Below are 18410 nucleotides of genomic sequence, written 5' to 3'. Positions count from 1 at the left end.
TCGGTCTCCCGGCGCAGTCGCTAAAGGCTGCATAGCGGCCGTTACAAGCAGTCGGCCACCCTTCGGAAGATCAACGGCGCATTCGAGTCGGCTAAACCAGCGTTTAACGCCCTAAGCAATAGCGAAAGCGGCTTATACCATGGTGTAGTGGCCATCACCCGCTCGTGCTGTTATTGTCGAAGACAGCACAGGAACCAGCCACAACCTTATCTGCTGGCTCCGCAGACCTTCGAATCGGTTCGAAATCCGTTCAGTCGTATTTCCAGATACAGCGATGATCAAACCTGGACCGACCGCTTCGCTCGATGGCCCCTCCAGCACGATCGATCCGACCGCTGCGACGACCTCCTCTCAAGCAATGCCGAACGCCGTCAACGCTGCCGGCATTGCGGGAGCCGTGCCTCAGGAGCTGTTCCGTCTCGCCCCAATTCCGATTCTTGTGGAAGACTGGTCGGAGGTCAAACGGCGAATCGACGCTCTGAGGGAAAGCGGCGTTACGGACCTCGATGCGTACATAGAAGCGAATCCGGGGTTAATCGACGAACTGCGCCGCCTGCATTCGATCGTAGACGCTAACGAAGCCACCCTTTCTCTTTTCGAGGCTGAATCAAAGGAGATATTTCACGCGTGGTCGCGTCAGTTGTTGCCGGCCGATCGATTCAGTAACTCACAGGTCTTGCGCGGGATGCTGCTTGGCCACGCGTCGTGCCAGGGCGAGCGCACACTCACGTCGCTGAAAGGACGGAAGGTACCGATCGTCTGGCGCTGCGCATTGCCCGACAAGATCGAGCAATACCGACGGCTTCACTTCTACGCGTTCGACGTCACCGAGTACAAGGAAAACAGCGCTCGGCTCGATGCGCTGCGCGCCGAGATGGCGCACTCGCAGCGGGTATCGACGGTCGACCAGTTGGTCGCATCGATTACCCACGAAATCGGTCAACCGCTCGCTGCGATCCGCACGGCGATCGAGGCCGCGATTCGCTGGCTCGGCCGCGAGGAACCCCACGTGACGGAGGCGGTAGCCGCGCTGCGCAATGCAGCTCGCTGGACCGACGACACGACCGAGATTTGCCGCCGGCTGCGCGGTTTTCTCGGCAACGCACCGATACAAGCGCGGCGTCTCGACTGTGCGGAGATCATCGAATCAGCGATGCTCCTCGTTGCGCCGGAAGCAAATGCGAAGTCGATTTCGCTGCGCAAAGAGGTCGAGCCCGGGCTAACGGCATTCGCTGATCACATCCATGTCCAGCAGGTTCTGACCAACCTGCTGATCAACAGCGTCCACGCGATCGAAGCACGCGGCCGGGATGGCGAGGCCTTCGTGCGAGTCAGGGCCGTAAGTTACAGCGAGACGCAGGTGCTGTTCGAAGTCGTCGACTCCGGTTGCGGCATCGACAGTGCCGATCCACAGGCCGTTTTTCAGCCTTTCCTCAGCACGAAGCGCGATGGCATGGGGATGGGCCTGCCGATTTCGAAATCGATCGTTGAATCGCACGGGGGCAAGATCTGGGTGGGGTCCACCGGGAAAACCGGAACTCGCTTCTGCTTTACGCTGCCGCGTCCAGAAACAGGCGTCAACGATACCGTGGACGTCCATGCTGACAATGCGGCAACGCTTAGCCGCGATTCCTGATGACAGACTGCCCGGCATTGCACGGGTCAGGCAACGCCATAGAAATCGACATGCCCACCTTCCGCGCGAATTACCCAGTTGAGGCCGCACACATGATGACCAAACGGACTGCGGCGACCGTGGTAATTGCAAACGCACTGGAATTCTTCGATTACTTCTCGTACGCAACGTTTATCGCGTTTATAAACAAGGCGTTTTTCCCGCACTCCAGTAGCGCTGCCGGCATGGTCTATTCCTTCGGAATTTTCGCCGCGGGATTCCTGGCCCGTCCGCTCGGCGCGATCTTGATCGGCCTGCATGCGGATTCCGCGGGCCGCAAGCCGGCTTTGCTACTGACTTCGCTACTGATCACCATAGGCACGCTCGGCGTCGCAGCGGTTCCGGGTTATTCGACGATCGGATTGGCCGCTCCGACGCTGGTGCTGCTTTGCAGGCTCGTTCAGGGTGTCGCAATCGGCGGGGAGATGGGCGTGTCCGCGTCGCTGATGATGGAGTCCTGCCCTCCGCAACGGCAATCCTGGTACGCCGGGTGGCTCATGGCCGGTCAGGGGTTGGCACTGATCGCGTCCGGCTTATGCGGGATGGCGATTGTCCAGGTGCTGCCGCCAGCCGAAGTCGAGCGGTGGGGATGGCGACTGCCGTTTGCGCTCGCCACCGCGATCGTTCCGCTGCAGTATCTTTTGCGTCGCCACATCAAGGAGGATTGGCGCAAACCAACGACGGTTCTTCCGGTGCGGACCTACACGTCCGGCCACGGCAGACAGTGGTTGATTGCGCTCCTGCTCATCTTTGGCGGCACAGTGCCGACGTACATGGCAGCGTACACCGCTGCTTTCGGCGTCGGCGGAGCAGTACCGACCGCGAAACTCACCGCCACTGCGACGATGCTGGTCGGCCTGATCAGCGTCGTGGCGTCGGTGGCCGGCGGCTGGCTGGCGGATCACTTCGGCAACAGCCGCATCATTGCACTGTCGCGGGTCATGACCATGATCGTCGTATTTCCCGCTTTTCGGTTCGCAGCGTCTGCGGGCAGTGACTCGTCCCTGCTCGCCGCGATCATGTTGTTCGCCGGGCTGTCAATGGCAGGCGGCGGCCCTGCCATCGTCGAAATTCTGCGCATGTTTCCGGAGCGTCAACGCGCGCTGTCGCTGTCGCTGGTGTATTCCGTCGGCGTCGCGCTATTCGGTGGGACAGCACCGTTAATCGTCGCGTCGCTCAACCTCTGGGCCGGCAGCCACTACGCACCGACCTGGTACATTCTGCTCGCCTGCGTGGCGAGTCTGTTCGCTCTGCTTCTCCTTGCTGGGTCAAGATCGGAATCCGCTATTCATCCGGCGCAAACGAATTGAACGAGCCTCTGTCGTGCACTTGAGGCATCACGTTCGAATTTGAAAGAATTCACTCGATCTCGCAATCGACGTCGTACCGCCGGCAAGAAAATCACCCTGGCTGACCACAACACGGTAATCGATCTACCACTCTGGAGAAATCATGAGCAAGACAGTACTCGTCACCGGGGCGTCCAGCGGATTCGGGCGTCTGATCTCCGTCGCACTCGCGCGAGCTGGATACACGGTCTATGCGTCGATGCGCGACATCGCCGAACGCAATGCCGAGGTGGCCGCGCAACTGATCAACCTCGCGCAAAGGGAACAAATCGCTCTGCGTCCAGTCGAGATGAACGTGCAATCCGAGCGTTCGGTAGCAGCGGCCGTCGCGAAGGTCATCGGCGACGAGGGCAAGATCGACGTGCTGATTCACAACGCCGGTCACATGGTGTTTGGTCCCGCGGAAGCCTTCACGCCAGAACAGTACGCGGCGCTGTACGACGTGAACGTCGTCAGCACGCAGCGCGTCAACCGTGCGGTTCTGCCACATATGCGTAATCAACAGCAAGGCCTGCTGGTCTGGATTTCGAGCAGCAGCTCTGCCGGTGGCACGCCGCCGTGGCTTGCACCGTACTTCGGCGCAAAGGCCGCCATGGATGCGATCGCGGTCCAGTACGCTCGCGAACTCTCGCGTTGGGGGATCGAGACATCCCTCATCGTGCCCGGCGCGTTCACGAAAGGCACGAACCACTTCGCCCACGCGGGGCTACCTGACGACAAGGACCGTGCCGGCGAATACGACAACGGTCCATATGCCGGCTTTGGCGAACAGGTGCAGACGGCGTTCTCGGCGATCGTGCCGCCCGATGCAGATGCGGGACTCGTGGCAAGCGCGGTCGTCGATGTCGTGAATGCGCCGTTCGGCAAGCGCCCCTTCCGAGTCCACATCGATCCCACCGAAGACGGCGCGAACGTCGGTTTCACTGTACTCGACCGTCTTCGTTCGGAAATGCTGCACCGAGTCGGCCTCGCCGACCTGCTCAAGCCGCGGTCGTTCAAGTAAAGCATCCGCGCGTGGGACGGAGCGCAGACTCCGTCCCGAACGCCGTCGGTGGCAACACATCACTGCGCAGCTAGCGTTAGCTCCTCTTTTAGGCTTATATAAGGCGATTTCTTGCCATACGTTTTGGCTAGAATGTCGAATGTCGATCGGAACGACCCACGCGGGAATATTGGGGCACCGGTCTCGCCTTTGAGCCTAATGACGGGGAATGCAATGACGAACATGCCGGACGATGCCATCGACTCTATCGTCTATGTGATCGATGACGACAGCGCGATGCGCCAAGCGGTCGAGACATTGTTGGACTCCGTCGACCTGACCGTCAAACTATTTGCCAGCCCAACAGAATTTCTGGCGATGGATCTTCCTGATGTGCCCAGCTGCGTTGTTCTGGACGTTCGGCTCAAAGGACAAAACGGGCTCCAGGTGCAAGAGCAGATTGCCCGCCAGCTTGGGCTGCCCGTGATTTTGATGACCGCGCACGGCGACATTCCGATGTCGGTTCGCGCAATGAAGACTGGCGCAGTCGACTTCCTGCCGAAACCTTTTCGCGGTCAGGATATGGTCGAAGCGGTCACTGCCGCTTTGGAGGTGGACCGGGAAAGGCGCGCGAAAGAGCAATCCGCGGTGGCACTGCGCAAGCAGTATGAATCGTTGACCCCGCGTGAACGCAAAATCATGGAATTGGTTGCCAGTGGACTGCTCAACAAGCAGATTGCCACCGAACTGAATCTCAGCGAAATCACGGTCAAGCTCCATCGCGGCCAGGCGATGAAGAAAATGAAATCGCCATCCTTCGCCGATTTCGTACTGAAGGCCGAGGCATTGGGTCTCGTCAAAGGCCCTGCCGGACCTACCGTGCGCGATTGAAACGGTCAACCGCGAGCCAAATCCGCCCAGCCATGAATAGACCGACGACTCTGCCTTCTTCAATCACTGAGGCCGCGGCCTCGCCGGCAGTTCACTTCACTCAAATCAGTATCGCGGACATCGTTCACGAAGACGCCGACGTAACCTATTGCAGAGCGTCAGCCACGGACCAAGATGGAACTCGCAGATGTCTGCTGGTAGCCCGACCGACAAGCGCCGCACCCGATATCGCCACATTCGAGCGCCTGTCGAACGAGTATCGGCTGAGAGATAAGCTCGACGAGACTTGGGCCATCCGTCCGCTCGAATTGCAGCGCCAGAACGACCGCCCCAGTCTGGTCCTTGACAACAATGGGGCCGAGCCGCTCGAGCGTTTGTTGACCGGTGCGCTTCCTATCAGTCACTTCTTGACGCTGGCCATCAGTGCGGCGACCGCCGTTGCACGCATGCATCACTGCGGTATCGTGCACAAGGACCTGAAGCCTGCTCATCTTTACGTCGACAAAGTCAACGCAAGGATCAGACTCACCGGCTTCGGAATCGCCTCCGAGATTGCGCCTCACCAAGGGCCTGCCGCTCCTCCTGATGTGATCGCAGGCACGATGGCATACATGGCGCCCGAGCAGACAGGCCGCCTGAGGCGCTCCATTGACGCTCGCAGCGATCTTTATAGCCTCGGCGTGGTTTTCTACCGCATGCTGACTGGAACGCTGCCTTTTTCGGCCAATACGCCAATGGAGTGGATTCACAGTCACACGTCGAGAAAACCCGTGCCGCCGCACGTGCGATCACCGTCGGTGCCGGTTCAGTTGTCGTCTATCGTCATCAAACTGTTAGAGAAGGGGCCCGAGGAGCGCTATCAAAGTGCAGCGGGCCTCGAATGCGACCTTCGCCTTTGCATGAAAGAATGGTCCGCTCACGGTGACATTCGTCCATTCAACGCTGGCGAGGCCGATCTGCCAGACCGGTTCGCTGGACCGGCCAGACTGTACGGCCGAGAGCGAGAATTGGCCCGACTGGTGAGTGCATTCGAGCGGGTGCTGCTGTGCGGTTGCGCCGAAGTAGTACTCGTTTCTGGGTACTCTGGCGTCGGCAAATCTTCCGTGGTATGGGAACTGCCGCGGTCCCTTGTCGTCTCGCAACGGACATTCGCTGCTGGAAAATGCGACCAGCACAATAGCGACGTGCCCTATGCGGCCCTCAGGCTAGCGCTGAAAGATCTGGTCAAGCAGTTGCTCACGAGACAGGAAGACGAAGTAAGCCACTGGTGCAACGCCATTCGCGAAGCGCTAGGGCCGAACGGGAAACTCGTTACCGACCTCGTTCCTGAACTGGCACTGCTCATCGGCGAACAGCCTGCTGCGCCTGAGCTACCGCTTCAACAGGCTCAAAGCCGATTCCAGCTTGTGCTGCGCCGCTTCATCAACGCCTTTGCACGCGAGAACACCCCGCTCATACTGTTCATCGACGATCTACAGTGGGCAGACGCCGCTACGCTCGATCTTTTGGGCGGCATCGCCGGGCAATCCGATATGGGCCATCTGCTGCTAATTGGCGCCTATCGCGATAACGAGGTCGACGAGTCCCACCCGCTCGCGCAGAAAATTGCCGCGACCAGGGCAATCGGTGCTGACATCGAGGAAGTAAAGCTCGCGCCACTGGAGCCCGGGCAAGTCGTGTCGCTGGTTGGCGACGTGCTGCGTTCCAACGACGAGCTCGTTGAACCGTTGGCAAATATCATTCATACAAAAACTGCCGGCAACCCGTTCTTCGTCATTCAGTTTCTTCACACGCTTGCCGATGAGCAATTGATTGTCAAAGACAACGCCGCGGGTCGCTGGTCATGGGACATTCAGCCCATTCAGAGCGCCGGCTACACCGACAATGTGGCCGACTTGATGAGCGCCCGACTCCAGCGCTTACCGCGTGATTGTCTTGACATTCTTCGCGACCTCGCATGCCTCGGCAACACCGCAACAGCCCACAGCCTGGCAATCGTCCGGCAAGCGACCGAAGATGCAATCCATTTGAGCCTGCGAAGTGCTGTGCAACAGGAACTCGTTGAAAGGATCGGCAACGCATATCGGTTCTCGCACGACCGCGTTCAGGAGGCAGCCTATTGCCTCACACCCGACTGCGCACGCACTGAAACTCATCTCACGCTTGCCCGGCGATTGTCGAGCCATCTCTCAGACGAGAACGACGACGGACTCTTTGAAATCGCCAGCCAGTTCAATCGTGCCCTGAGCGGTGTCACATCCAATGAAGAGCGCGAGGCAGTTGCGGAGATTAATCTTCGTGCCGGCATACGTGCCAAGCGTACTGCAGCCTACGACGCTGCGCTGCGTTACCTGAACGCCGGCGCGGCACTCTTCGCCCACGGCCAAACCGAGCGGCAGTCCGATATCCACTTTCGGTTTGAACTGGAGATCGCGGAGTGCGAATTTCTTACCGGCAAGCTCTCGGACGCGGAACGCCGGTTGACGGAACTGTCAACGAAGGCCATGAGTCTGCCTGATCAAGGCCGAGTTACAGTCAGCCGAATGGATGTCTGCACCACCCTGGACCAAAACGATCGAGTCGTCTCCATAGCCCTCGAATTTTTGCGGAATGCAGGCATATCATGCTCGGCCCACCCTGCCGACGATGAGGTCAAACAAGAGTACGAAGAGCTTCGGAGAAGAATGGCCGGTCTTTCAGTCACGGATATCGTCAAGCTCCCCCCGATGACCGACCCGACCACGCTGATGACCGTGGAAGTGTTGACGCGTCTCTTGTCTGCCGCCTGCTTCACCGACTTCAATCTTAATTCGTTTATCACGTGCAAGGCGATCAACCTTAGCCTCGCGAACGGAAACTGTGAAGCCTCCTGCGTCGCTTACGGAACCCTGAGCAGAATTGCCGGCCCCCGTTTTGGTGATTTTGAAATTGGCGTTCGTCTCAGCCAGGCTGGCTACCGGATCGCCGAACTCAATGCGCATCACCGTTTTCATGCGAGCACTTGTCTCGTGTTCGCAGCTTTCACATTGAATTGGATAGAACACGTCCGCCTTTCAGAACCTTTATTTAGACGGACTTTCGCGTCTGCGAATCAAGCCGGAGACCTTCTGTACGCGTCGTTTTCCCGCAATCACCTCAACACGAATTTACTGTTTTCGGGCGAAGCGCTGCAAAATGTCCAAAGCCACGCCGAAGACGGCCTGATCTTCGCCGAAAAGGCGCAATATGCGCTTGTCGTCGACATCGTCTCGACGCAGCTCGCTTTTATCCGCTCGATGCGTGGCCAAACTCGCCGCCTCGGATCGTTCGATCACGAGCATTTCGAAGAACAGGCGTTCGAATCGCGTCTGGCTCAGAACCCCGGTTTAGCCATTGCGGAATGCTGGTACTGGACGCGGAAAATGCAGGCACGCTATCTTGCCGGCGACTACGAGACGGCGGTTATTGCGCTATCAAAGGCCCGATCGTTGTTGTGGACCTCGTCGATGTTCATCGAAGAGGCGGAATTTCATTTCTATGCCGCGCTTACGTTGGCCGCACGCGCTGAACATGTATCCGTTGACGAACGTGATGAGCATTTGAAGCGGATCGCTTATCACCATACGCTTTTGAAGTGTTGGGCGAGCAACTGGCCCAAGAATTTCGAGGATCGTGCAGCGCTGGTCAACGCGGAGGTTGCGCGTCTCGAAGGCGCGATCATCGAGGCGGAGCAATCCTACGAACGCGCAATCCGGTCGGCTCGCGGTAGCGACTTTCCCCATCAGGAAGCAATCGCGAGCGAACTGGCGGCACGTTTTTATCGCGCGCGCGGCTTCGAAATCATCTCGGATGCCTATCTTCGCAACGCACGCTACTGTTATCTGCGTTGGGGTGCGACGGGGAAGGTCCAACAGTTCGACAAGACATATCCGCACCTTGCCGCCGGCGAACGCCGCAGCCTCGCCCGCGACACGATAAAGTCGCAGGCGGGCGACCTCGATTTCGGTCTGTTGATTGAGGTGTCGCAACGCATCTCGTCCGAAATCGTGCTGGAAAATGTGATCGACACTTTCATGAAAGCGGTCCTTACGCACGCGGGCGCCGACCGTGGCGTGTTGATCCTCACCCTGCCGCCAGGCGGACCACGAATAGAGGCGGAAGCAACCGTCCGTCAAGACACGGTCATCGTCGAGCAGGAAAGCGTCGCTGTTGACGAGCGCCGCCTTGCGATGAAAATCGTGAACTACGTGTTGCGAACACGGGAAATTGCCATCGTTAGCGATAGTGCTGCCGACCCTGTATTAGGTGCGGACCCGTATCTCGCTGCGCATAGTGTACGTGCGACGCTGTGCATGCCTCTTTTGCGCCAAGGCCAGTTGGCGGGAGCTCTGTACCTTGAGAACAGACTCGCCGCTGGCGCGTTCGTCGACTCTCGCGTCGCGGCACTCAATGTTCTGGCATCGCAAGTGACAATTGCGCTCGAAAACGCACGCCTTTACAGGGAATTGTCGGACCGGGAAGCGAGAATCCGGCGACTCGTCGATGCAAATATCATCGGCATTTCGATCTTTTCGCTCGATGGAACATTGCTGGACGCTAACGCCGCCTTCCTTGAATTGGTCGGATACAGCCGGGAGGAACTACAGCGGGGGGAACTGAACTGGAAAGTCCTGACTCCCGTCGAATGGCTGGAGCGAGACCTTACCGTTCACGAGCCGATACTTCGCAAAGACGGCGTTCTACCGCCACTCGAGAAGGAATACTTCCGCAAGAACGGCAGCCGCGTTCCGGTTTTGGTTGGCGCCGCAATGTTTCCGCCATTGCACGAGGAAGGGGTAGCGTTTGTTCTCGATTTGGGCGCGAGCAAACTCGCGGAGGCGGAGGCGCGAGAAAGCGAAATCCGCTTTCGCGAAGTGCAGCGTGAACTGGCCCATGCGAATCGGCTGTCCACGATCGGGCAACTGACTGCAACGATCAGCCACGAGGTGAAACAACCCATCGCGGCAATGGCTGCGAACGGCGACGCAGCATTGCGCTGGCTATCCGCGGCTCCCGCAAATGTCGACAGGGCTCGCGACGCACTGAATCTGATTGTCCGAGACGCGATGCGAGCGGGCGATATCATCGATCGCATACGAAATCTGGTCCGCAAGACACCAGCCCGCGAGGAAACGGTTGATATCAATTCGGCCATCAACGAAGTTCTGTTCATTACTCGACGTGATTCGGAAAAGAACGGCGTTGCGATCAAAACAAAACTGGCTGCCCCCGCACCATTCGTTAGTGGAGATCGGGTTCAACTGCAGCAAGTCGTGCTCAACCTGATTGTCAACGCGATTGAAGCAATGAGCGCGGTCAATGAAGGCAGACGAACGCTGGACATCGAGACATCTGTGATCGACGGGGGCGACGTCCAAATACAAGTATCGGATTCGGGACCAGGTCTTCCCGCAGCGCACGTCGATCGGCTTTTCGAGCCATTCTTCACAACGAAGGAAACCGGGATGGGCATTGGCCTATCCGTTGCACATTCCATCGTTCACGCCCACGGCGGAAGTCTGCTTGCAGTTCCCAATCAAATATGCGGCACCACTTTTCAGGTCACGCTCCCGTCTGCGGACAATTAGCCACGGTTGCAGTCGTGACACACGCAGTCATCCTCGCCAAGCCGACATGAGCGACTAGCTTCGCCAGGCGATAATCCGCCATGCGATTGCACAAAATCTGATCTGGCGACGCAACGAAACGCACCGAACCGCCCCTAAGCTGCGGGTAGCGCATCACTAATGGCGCTATACACAAGTTAGGAGAAAAACGGTGGCAAAGATCCTGTGTGCGCTCTTCCCTGATCCCGTGACTGGCTATCCGCCGAGTTACGCCCGCACAGACGTTCCGTCGATTGCATCGTACCCGGGCGGGCAACGTCCTCCCTCGCCTAAGGGACCGTTGGGGTTCAAGCCCGGGGAATTGGTCGGCTCCGTGTCGGGAGAACTGGGTCTGCGTCACTATCTCGAGAGTCAAGGTCATGAACTGATCGTGACGAGCGACAAAGACGGGCCGGACTCAATCTTCGAACGCCATCTCTGCGACGCGGACATCGTTATCTCACAGCCCTTCTGGCCGGCCTATCTGACCCGCGAACGCATTGCGAAAGCAAAGAAGCTGAAGCTCGCGCTAACTGCAGGCATTGGATCAGATCACGTAGACCTTCAGGCAGCGGCAGAACGTGACATTACCGTCGCCGAAGTGACGTTTTCAAACAGTATCAGCGTAGCGGAGCACGTCGTGATGACGGTGTTAGCGTTGGTGCGCAACTACTTGCCCTCCCATCAGTATGCAGTGAATGGGGGCTGGAACATCGCCGACTGCGTCGCTCGTAGCTACGACCTCGAAGGGATGCACTTCGGTACGATCGGAGCCGGCCGCATCGGGCTTGCCGTGTTGAGACGGCTGAAACCGTTCGACGTGCACCTGCACTACTACGATCCGCATCGACTCTCCCCGGAACTCGAGAGGGAGTTGAACGTCACCTTTCATTCGAGCGCTGAGTCGTTGGTCCGGGTATGCGACGTGATCAATCTTCAGAGCCCCCTGTATCCCTCGACCGAACACATGTTCAACGATGCAATGCTGGCGCAAATCAAGCCGGGGGCTTATCTGATCAATTGCGCGCGTGGAAAGCTGTGCGACGCCGATGCGGTCGCGCGCGCACTCCAGTCCGGCCGTCTCGCCGGCTACGGTGGGGATGTCTGGTTCCCGCAACCGGCTCCGGCCGAACATCCATGGCGCAGTATGCCGAACGAGGGGATGACACCCCACATTTCAGGGGCGTCGCTGTCGGCACAAGCGCGGTATGCGGCCGGTACGCGCGAGATCCTGGAGTGTTTCCTCGAAGGGAGAGCCATCCGTGCGGAGTACCTGATCGTCAACGGCGGAAAACTCGCGGGCACTGGAGCGGCCTCCTACAAGCTGGGTTGATTTCTGTATAGCGCCATCGCTGACCTCGTTCCGATCCGGTAACTCGCTACTGAACTCCCAGGATCGGCAACGATACGGTCGCAGGTATCGCTGAGAATTCCTCGACGGAACTTCACATGACGACGCGACGAAACGTGCCGGGCATCCGCCCGTATGACGAGCCCGCCGGCGGCTGGGGTGCGCTGAAAGCCACCGCACAGGCCATCCGCCGACAGATGGACAACATATCAGCCCCGATCACGCTGATGAGGGTGAACCAGCCCGCCGGCTTCGATTGTCCTGGCTGTGCATGGCCCGACAAGGAACACCGCTCAACTTTCCAATTCTGCGAGAACGGAGCAAAGGCGGTCACATGGGAAGCGACAACCAGGCGTGTTTCCCCGGAGTTCTTTGCGCGCAACACCGTTACGTCCCTACTGCAAAAAAGTGACTTCGAGTTGGAGGATCTGGGCCGTCTCACCCATCCCCTCGTCTACGACCGCGCGAGCGACACGTACCGTGCGGTGGAATGGGAGGACGCGTTTGCGCGCGTCGGCGAAATTTTGCGGGGACTCTCGCCGAACGAGGTGGAGTTCTATACGTCAGGTCGCGCGTCGAACGAAGCTGCGTACCTGTACCAACTATTCGCCCGTGAGTACGGCTCGAACAATTTTCCTGATTGTTCCAATATGTGCCACGAGGCAACCAGCGTGGGGCTGCCACAGTCGATCGGCATCGGCAAAGGGACCGTCTCGTTGAACGATTTTGAATCGACTGAACTCATCATTTCGATTGGCCACAACCCGGGCACGAATCACCCGCGCATGATGGGAACGCTACACGAAGCGTCACGCCGCAATGTCCCCATCATCGTCTTCAATCCGTTGCGCGAGCGAGCGCTTGAACGATTCACGGATCCGCAGAACCTGGTCGAAATGGCAACCTATGGTTCGACGCGCATCGCATCGACCTACTATCAGGTCGCTGCCGGCGGCGACGCGGCCGCACTGAAAGGTATCATGAAGGCACTGCTAACGGTGGAGCGCGATCAAGGACAGATACTTGATCGTGAGTTCATCGCAACACACACGCAGGGATTCGATGCATTCGCCGCCAGTATCGAAGCGGTCCCGTGGGACCGGATAGAGAAGGAAAGTGGCCTCTCGCGCGCGGATCTCGAAGCGGTCGCGCTCGCCTACGCCAAATCCAATGCCACGATCGTCACGTATGGAATGGGGATCACTCAGCATTGCAACGGTACGGCAAACGTACGCCTGATTGCTGACCTTTTGCTATTGCGCGGTAACTTTGGCAAGCCGGGTGCCGGCATCTGTCCTCTACGTGGACATTCAAATGTCCAGGGGAATCGCACTGTGGGCATCACCGAGAAGCCATCCGCAGATTTTCTTCGGCTGATTGAAGAGACGTGTGGGTTCACCCCGCCGTCGGCTCACGGTCATGACGCAGTTCAAGCGGTTCAAGCGATGATCGACGGCAACGCAAAGGCGCTCATCGCTCTCGGCGGAAACTTCGCAGTCGCATTGCCCGATGCACAGAGGTCTTTCCCCGCCATAACGGGGCTCGACCTGAGTGTACACATCGGCACAAAACTCAATCGCACCCACCTGCTCGTCTCGAAGGAAGCGTACCTGTTCCCATGCCTCGGCCGCACCGAAGCCGACGTGCAGGCAGGAGGCCATCAGTCAATCACCGTCGAAGACTCCATGTCGATGGTCCACGCGTCTGCTGGCAAGCTCACCCCGGCGTCGGAACACTTGCGCTCCGAGCCCGCCATCGTTGCTGGCATAGCACGCGCGACGTTGCCCGACAGCAAGGTAGCGTGGACAGAACTGATCGCCAACTACGACAACGTCCGCGATCTGATCGAACGCACCGTACCTGGATTCGAAGCGTTCAACGAGCGGATCAGGCACCCGGGCGGATTTCGTCTCCCGATACCCCCAACCGAACGGCAGTGGCATACATCTTCCGGGAAGGCCGAGTTCTCCGTCTACGAAGGTATCGGGAGCGGCACAGACGCTCCGGATGACATCAAGGCGCTTCGCCTCATCACCATTCGCAGCCACGATCAATACAACACCACGGTCTATGCGATGGATGACCGTTATCGCGGCGTATTCGGCCGACGCGACGTATTGTTCATGAATGAGACCGATCTTCAGGAGCACGGACTCGAGCACGGCGATCTCGTCGATATCGAGACGGTCACTTCGGGCCGCCAACTTCGACTGAAAAACATCACCGCAATCGCGTACGCGATCGCGAAGGGCTCAGTCGCTGCGTACTATCCGGAGGCCAATGTTCTGGTGCCGCTCGACCACCTCGACAAGGAATGCGGCACGCCTGCTTACAAGTCGGTGCCAGTCCGGGTGATACCTGCCGCCCGCTGAATACCAGAAGAAGTGTCATCAAGGACGGCCGTGAGACCGTGGCGCCAGCCGCGTCGCGTTGCCACGCGACTCCTTTCATTACCCGGAAGCACTAGCTCATCATGGAAATCTTCGACGCCTATCACCTTGCGAGAATGCAGTTTGCGTTCACGGTCTCGTTTCATATCGTCTTTCCAGCGATTAGTATCGGCATCGCGAACTTTCTTGTTGTGCTCGAATGGCGCTGGCTATCCACGGGCGATACTTCGTACAGGGATATGTTCCAGTTCTGGTCGAAAATCTTCGGCGTTGGTTTCGGGTTGGGAGTCGTCTCCGGCGTCGTGATGGCTTATGAATTCGGGACTAACTGGGCCGGGTTCGCGAACGTGGCGGGTAACATCACGGGACCGCTCCTTACCTATGAAGTGTTGACGGCATTCTTTCTCGAGGCCGGCTTTCTCGGTGTGATGTTGTTCGGCTGGGATCGCGTCAGTCCGCGCGCACATTTCTTCGCGACGATAATGGTAGCGGCCGGCACCCTCATTTCCACGTTCTGGATTCTGGCCTCGAACAGCTTCATGCAAACGCCGCAAGGATTCGCGGTCGTAAGCGGCCGCATCGTGCCCGTCGACTGGCTAAAGGTGATCTTCAACCCTTCGTTTCCGTATCGCCTCGCGCATATGACGATAGCCGCCTTCGTGGTGGCCGCGTTCATCGTCGCAGCCTGCGGCGCGTGGCATTTGTTGCACGGTAGACGCGATAAACCCATCACACGCAGTTTCTCGATGGCGTTATGGATACTACTTTTGCTGACACCGATACAGATCGCCATCGGTGACGCGCATGGCATCAACACTCGCAAATATCAGCCGGCGAAGATCGCGGCGATCGAGGGACTCTGGGATACCGAAACAAACGGTACTGCGCTGAATCTTGTCGGACTACCCGACATGAATGCCCAGGTGACACGATACGCGCTTCAGGTACCGCACCTCGGTAGCCTCATCCTGACGCATAGCTGGAACGGGGCAGTTCGGGGCCTCAAGGAATTTCCCCCTCAGGACCGCCCATACTCGCCGGTCGTCTTCTGGTCGTTCAGACTCATGGCCGGCCTCGGTTTTCTGATGCTGCTTACGGCGCTGGCAGGCCTACTGCTAAAGATACGCGGTCAACTCTTCGAGGCACGCTGGTATCAGCGTTTGGTGTTCGTCATGGGGCCTTCTGGAATCGTGGCGCTGTTGGCGGGGTGGATCACCACAGAAGTCGGCCGTCAGCCCTGGACGGTGTATGGCGTGTTGCGAACGGTTGACTCCCTGTCGCCGGTCGATGCGCAGCAGGTGGGCGTTTCGCTGCTGATCGTTGTTCTCGTATATTTCCTCGTGTTCGGCGCCGGCATCTACTACATGTTGATGTTGATGAGACGTGGGCCAGAAGAGCACCGCGCGAATCTCGAACGACAGAGCCCGTGCGTGATGAGCAACCGTGCGACCGAAGCACTGCAAGGAGAATGACGTGATGCAAATCGAGCTCGCGGTCTTGTGGGCGGTGATAATCGCGCTCGGCGTCTTTCTCTATATCATGCTGGATGGATTCGATCTTGGCATCGGACTGCTGTTCCCGTTCTTCGAAGCGAAGGGTGATCGCCAGGCGATGCTAAACACGGTCGCGCCGGTCTGGGACGGCAACGAAACCTTCCTCGTGCTCGGCGGCGCTGGCCTATATGGCGCCTTCCCGGTCGTCTATTCCACGCTGCTGCCGGCAAACTACCTACCGCTGATCCTGATGGTCGTGGGCCTGATCTTTCGTGGAGCCGCCTTTGAACTGCGCGCGAAGGCGAACCGCACGCAGCACGCGTGGGACCTCGCGTTCATTGGTGGTTCGGGCATCGCGACGCTTTGTCAGGGCATCGTATTGGGATCGCTGCTACAGGGCACCACGATTGTCGATGGGCGTTTCGTTGGAGGCGCGTTCGACTGGCTTTCTCCTTTCAGTCTATTCTGCGGTATCGGCCTGCTCGTCACATACGCCTCGCTAGCCTGTGGCTGGCTCATTCTCAAAACGGACGGTGAGCTGCAACTCAAGATGCGTTTGTTGATGCGGCCGTTGGTGTACGTGCTGCTTGGTGTAATCGCCGTGGTGAGCCTATGGACGGTGGTCGGTTTGCCAATGGTCGCGCATCGCTGGTTTGGCGGCGGTAACCTCATATATTTCCTGCCAGTGCCGATCCTCGTGATTACATGTGTGTGGGGGATCGTGCGGTCGCTCCGGTCGTACGCTGAGGCCATGCCTTTCATTTTGACGCTTGCGCTGTCCTTCCTCGGATACAGCGGCTTGCTGATCAGCATCTGGCCGAACATTGTTCCGCCATCGCTGACGATCTGGCAGGCGTCGTCAAGCCACTCGAGCCAGCTTTTCTCGCTGGTGGGTACGGTGATGATTCTCCCCTTCAACCTTGTCTATCACGCGATGCAATATCGAGTATTCCGGGGCAAAGTGAGCGCGCGAGATACCGGCTATCACTGACCGCACACGCCGCGGCTCGGGATATGCCAATGCATGTTGCTGGGGGCCGCCGTTCTCTCGTGAATCGCTCGCTCCACAGGTAGAGCAACGACATGATTTTGATGCCAAAGCAGAACTGGTTCCGACTGCTGTTCGTTTGGAACGACGGCTCTGTATTGCGGTCGATTTCTCCCCAGCTCTTTCTGATGGCGATTGTCAGCAGCGTGGCTGTCGCAACGCACGGACGCATCTTCGGAGCAAAGATCCCGCTAAACACGACGCCATTTACGCTGTTCGGTCTCACACTCGCCATCTTCCTTGCATTCCGTAATAATGCGAGTTATCAGCGATTCGACGAGGCCCGTCGCCTTTGGGGCAATATGCTGATCTCCGCGCGTGAGCTGACATCACAGATTATCTGTTACGTCCCGGCGAGTACTGACAAGATCGCCCTTGCGCATTCACTCGTTGCATTCGTCTATTCATTGAAGCATCAGTTGCGCGGAACGGATTCGAGCGCGGACCTCATTCGCCTTCTTGGACGCGCTCGAACAGAGCCGCTGCGAAAGAGGCGCTACCAGCCCGTCGCGCTTCTCAACGCAATTCGTTGCGACTCGCCGACCTGCAGAGTCGGGGGCTCGCTTCCGGCACACAGCTCTGGATGTTCGACCTGCAACTCAATGAACTGGGAAAAAGCGTCGGTGGATGCGAGCGTATTGCTTCCACGCCGATCCCTTTTGCATACAACGTACTGCTTCACCGTACCGTGTATACGTATTGCGTTTTACTGCCGTTCGGCCTTGTCGACTCAACAGAATTCTTTACTCCGCTGCTTTGCGTGTTCATTTCATACACGCTGATTGCCCTCGAAGCAATCGCCAGCGAAGTTGCTGAACCGTTTAGCTTCGCGCAGAATGCACTCGCGCTCGATGCGATAACGCGTAACATAGAACGGTCGGTACTCGAACTGTGCGATCGTGAGCTGCCAGACGAAATCGAGCCAATTCGGCCTTACCTCTTTACATAGCGCGCAGGTGTACGGACGGTAGTTCCATCTCCGCCCGGTGACACGGCTAGGCCACTGATAAAGGTCGCCGCGCCGTTTCACTCAGCGACAGCGCGGCCACCAAAGAAAGGAGCGCGGCGATCGTCAGCATCCAGGCGGGCGCCTTTGCATCGCCTGTTGCCGAGATCAGCCATGTCGCCAGATACGGCGCAGTGCCCCCCGCCAAAACCGACGCGAGGTTGTACCCGAGATTGAAGCCACTTGCGCGCACGCGCGCCGGGAACTGCTCGCAGCATGTAGCGAGCATCACGCCCATGTAAATTGAACCGCACCGGGAATCGTGGAGGCCGGTTGGTTTAAGTTAATGCGGGTACTTAAGGGGCATTTCTGAGTTGCCTGTAGTAGTTTGCTCAGCCTCGGCAGGCGGGATATAGCCGAGCGGTTCCATCAGCCGATGATGGTTGTACCAAGCCACCCATTCCAGGGTCGCCAGTTCAACGGATTCTCTCGTTTTCCACGGCGCACGCCGATGAATCAGTTCGGTCTTGTACAGGCCGTTGATCGTTTCAGCCAGCGCGTTATCGTAGCTGTCGCCACGGCTACCGACGGACGGCTCGATACCCGCCTCGGCCAAACGTTCGCTGTATCGAATGCTGACGTATTGGGCGGATTCAACCGG

At 58.4% G+C, this 18410-nt stretch carries 10 protein-coding genes and 2 pseudogenes; 10 read left to right on the top strand and 2 right to left on the bottom strand.

From position 1 onward, the window contains the following. The first annotated feature begins 358 nt into the window (after positions 1-358). From BC1002_RS26720 to BC1002_RS26675, 10 genes and pseudogenes are all read left to right on the top strand, one after another. Positions 359-1636, top strand: a complete 1278-nt coding sequence (locus BC1002_RS26720; protein ID WP_157874760.1) for a sensor histidine kinase — start codon at positions 359-361, stop codon at positions 1634-1636. A gap of 50 nt (positions 1637-1686) precedes the next feature. Then, positions 1687-2985: an MFS transporter gene (locus BC1002_RS26715; RefSeq protein ID WP_013093111.1), complete on the top strand. Its 1299-nt coding sequence runs from the start codon at positions 1687-1689 to the stop codon at positions 2983-2985. A gap of 142 nt (positions 2986-3127) precedes the next feature. After that, the gene (locus BC1002_RS26710; RefSeq protein ID WP_013093110.1) at positions 3128-4027 is read left to right on the top strand and encodes an SDR family oxidoreductase; all 900 of its coding nucleotides are present in this window, start codon (positions 3128-3130) and stop codon (positions 4025-4027) included. Positions 4028-4240: 213 nt separating this feature from the next. After that, positions 4241-4897 (top strand): response regulator transcription factor, encoded by a 657-nt coding sequence (locus BC1002_RS26705; protein WP_013093109.1) that lies wholly within the window; start codon positions 4241-4243, stop codon positions 4895-4897. A 32-nt stretch (positions 4898-4929) separates the two neighbouring features. Further along, a complete protein-coding gene (locus tag BC1002_RS26700) occupies positions 4930-10503 on the top strand; it encodes a trifunctional serine/threonine-protein kinase/ATP-binding protein/sensor histidine kinase (RefSeq protein ID WP_013093108.1) in 5574 nt (1857 codons plus the stop codon). A 190-nt stretch (positions 10504-10693) separates the two neighbouring features. Further along, entirely contained in the window at positions 10694-11854 is a 1161-nt protein-coding gene (locus BC1002_RS26695; RefSeq protein WP_013093107.1) for an NAD-dependent formate dehydrogenase, read from the top strand. A gap of 116 nt (positions 11855-11970) precedes the next feature. After that, a complete protein-coding gene (locus tag BC1002_RS26690) occupies positions 11971-14244 on the top strand; it encodes an FdhF/YdeP family oxidoreductase (RefSeq protein ID WP_013093106.1) in 2274 nt (757 codons plus the stop codon). Positions 14245-14345: 101 nt separating this feature from the next. Continuing rightward, complete coding sequence (locus tag BC1002_RS26685) at positions 14346-15734, top strand: cytochrome ubiquinol oxidase subunit I (protein WP_013093105.1); 1389 nt, start codon at positions 14346-14348, stop codon at positions 15732-15734. Positions 15735-15738: 4 nt separating this feature from the next. Further along, positions 15739-16746 carry a cytochrome d ubiquinol oxidase subunit II gene (gene cydB, locus BC1002_RS26680; RefSeq protein WP_013093104.1) on the top strand — a complete coding sequence of 336 codons (1008 nt, stop codon included), beginning with the start codon at positions 15739-15741 and terminating at the stop codon, positions 16744-16746. A 92-nt stretch (positions 16747-16838) separates the two neighbouring features. Further along, positions 16839-17752: pseudogene (locus BC1002_RS26675) on the top strand (bestrophin family protein). Positions 17753-17798: 46 nt separating this feature from the next. On the opposite strand, the gene BC1002_RS26670 reads toward BC1002_RS26675, so the two are convergent. Next, positions 17799-18047 carry a hypothetical protein gene (locus tag BC1002_RS26670; RefSeq protein ID WP_041735240.1) on the bottom strand — a complete coding sequence of 83 codons (249 nt, stop codon included), beginning with the start codon at positions 18045-18047 and terminating at the stop codon, positions 17799-17801. A gap of 58 nt (positions 18048-18105) precedes the next feature. Then, a pseudogene (locus BC1002_RS26665) lies at positions 18106-18398 on the bottom strand (integrase core domain-containing protein); the annotation flags it as partial. Positions 18399-18410: the final 12 nt, after the last annotated feature.

The sequence above is a fragment of the Paraburkholderia atlantica genome, assembly GCF_000092885.1.
GTDB lineage: Bacteria > Pseudomonadota > Gammaproteobacteria > Burkholderiales > Burkholderiaceae > Paraburkholderia > Paraburkholderia atlantica.
The sequence above is the reverse complement of the archived record's forward strand: the minus strand, read 5'-3'. Positions and strand labels throughout refer to the sequence as shown.

Excerpts from the sequence above, each read along its gene's own strand:
- BC1002_RS26690 (WP_013093106.1), top strand. The coding sequence starts at position 11,971 with ATGACGACGCGACGAAACGTGCCGGGCATCCGCCCGTATGACGAGCCC.
- BC1002_RS26710 (WP_013093110.1), top strand. The coding sequence starts at position 3,128 with ATGAGCAAGACAGTACTCGTCACCGGGGCGTCCAGCGGATTCGGGCGT.
- BC1002_RS26720 (WP_157874760.1), top strand. The coding sequence starts at position 359 with ATGCCGAACGCCGTCAACGCTGCCGGCATTGCGGGAGCCGTGCCTCAG.
- cydB (WP_013093104.1), top strand. The coding sequence starts at position 15,739 with ATGCAAATCGAGCTCGCGGTCTTGTGGGCGGTGATAATCGCGCTCGGC.
- BC1002_RS26685 (WP_013093105.1), top strand. The coding sequence starts at position 14,346 with ATGGAAATCTTCGACGCCTATCACCTTGCGAGAATGCAGTTTGCGTTC.
- BC1002_RS26715 (WP_013093111.1), top strand. The coding sequence starts at position 1,687 with ATGCCCACCTTCCGCGCGAATTACCCAGTTGAGGCCGCACACATGATG.
- BC1002_RS26700 (WP_013093108.1), top strand. The coding sequence starts at position 4,930 with ATGAATAGACCGACGACTCTGCCTTCTTCAATCACTGAGGCCGCGGCC.
- BC1002_RS26670 (WP_041735240.1), bottom strand. The coding sequence starts at position 18,047 with ATGGGCGTGATGCTCGCTACATGCTGCGAGCAGTTCCCGGCGCGCGTG.
- BC1002_RS26705 (WP_013093109.1), top strand. The coding sequence starts at position 4,241 with ATGACGAACATGCCGGACGATGCCATCGACTCTATCGTCTATGTGATC.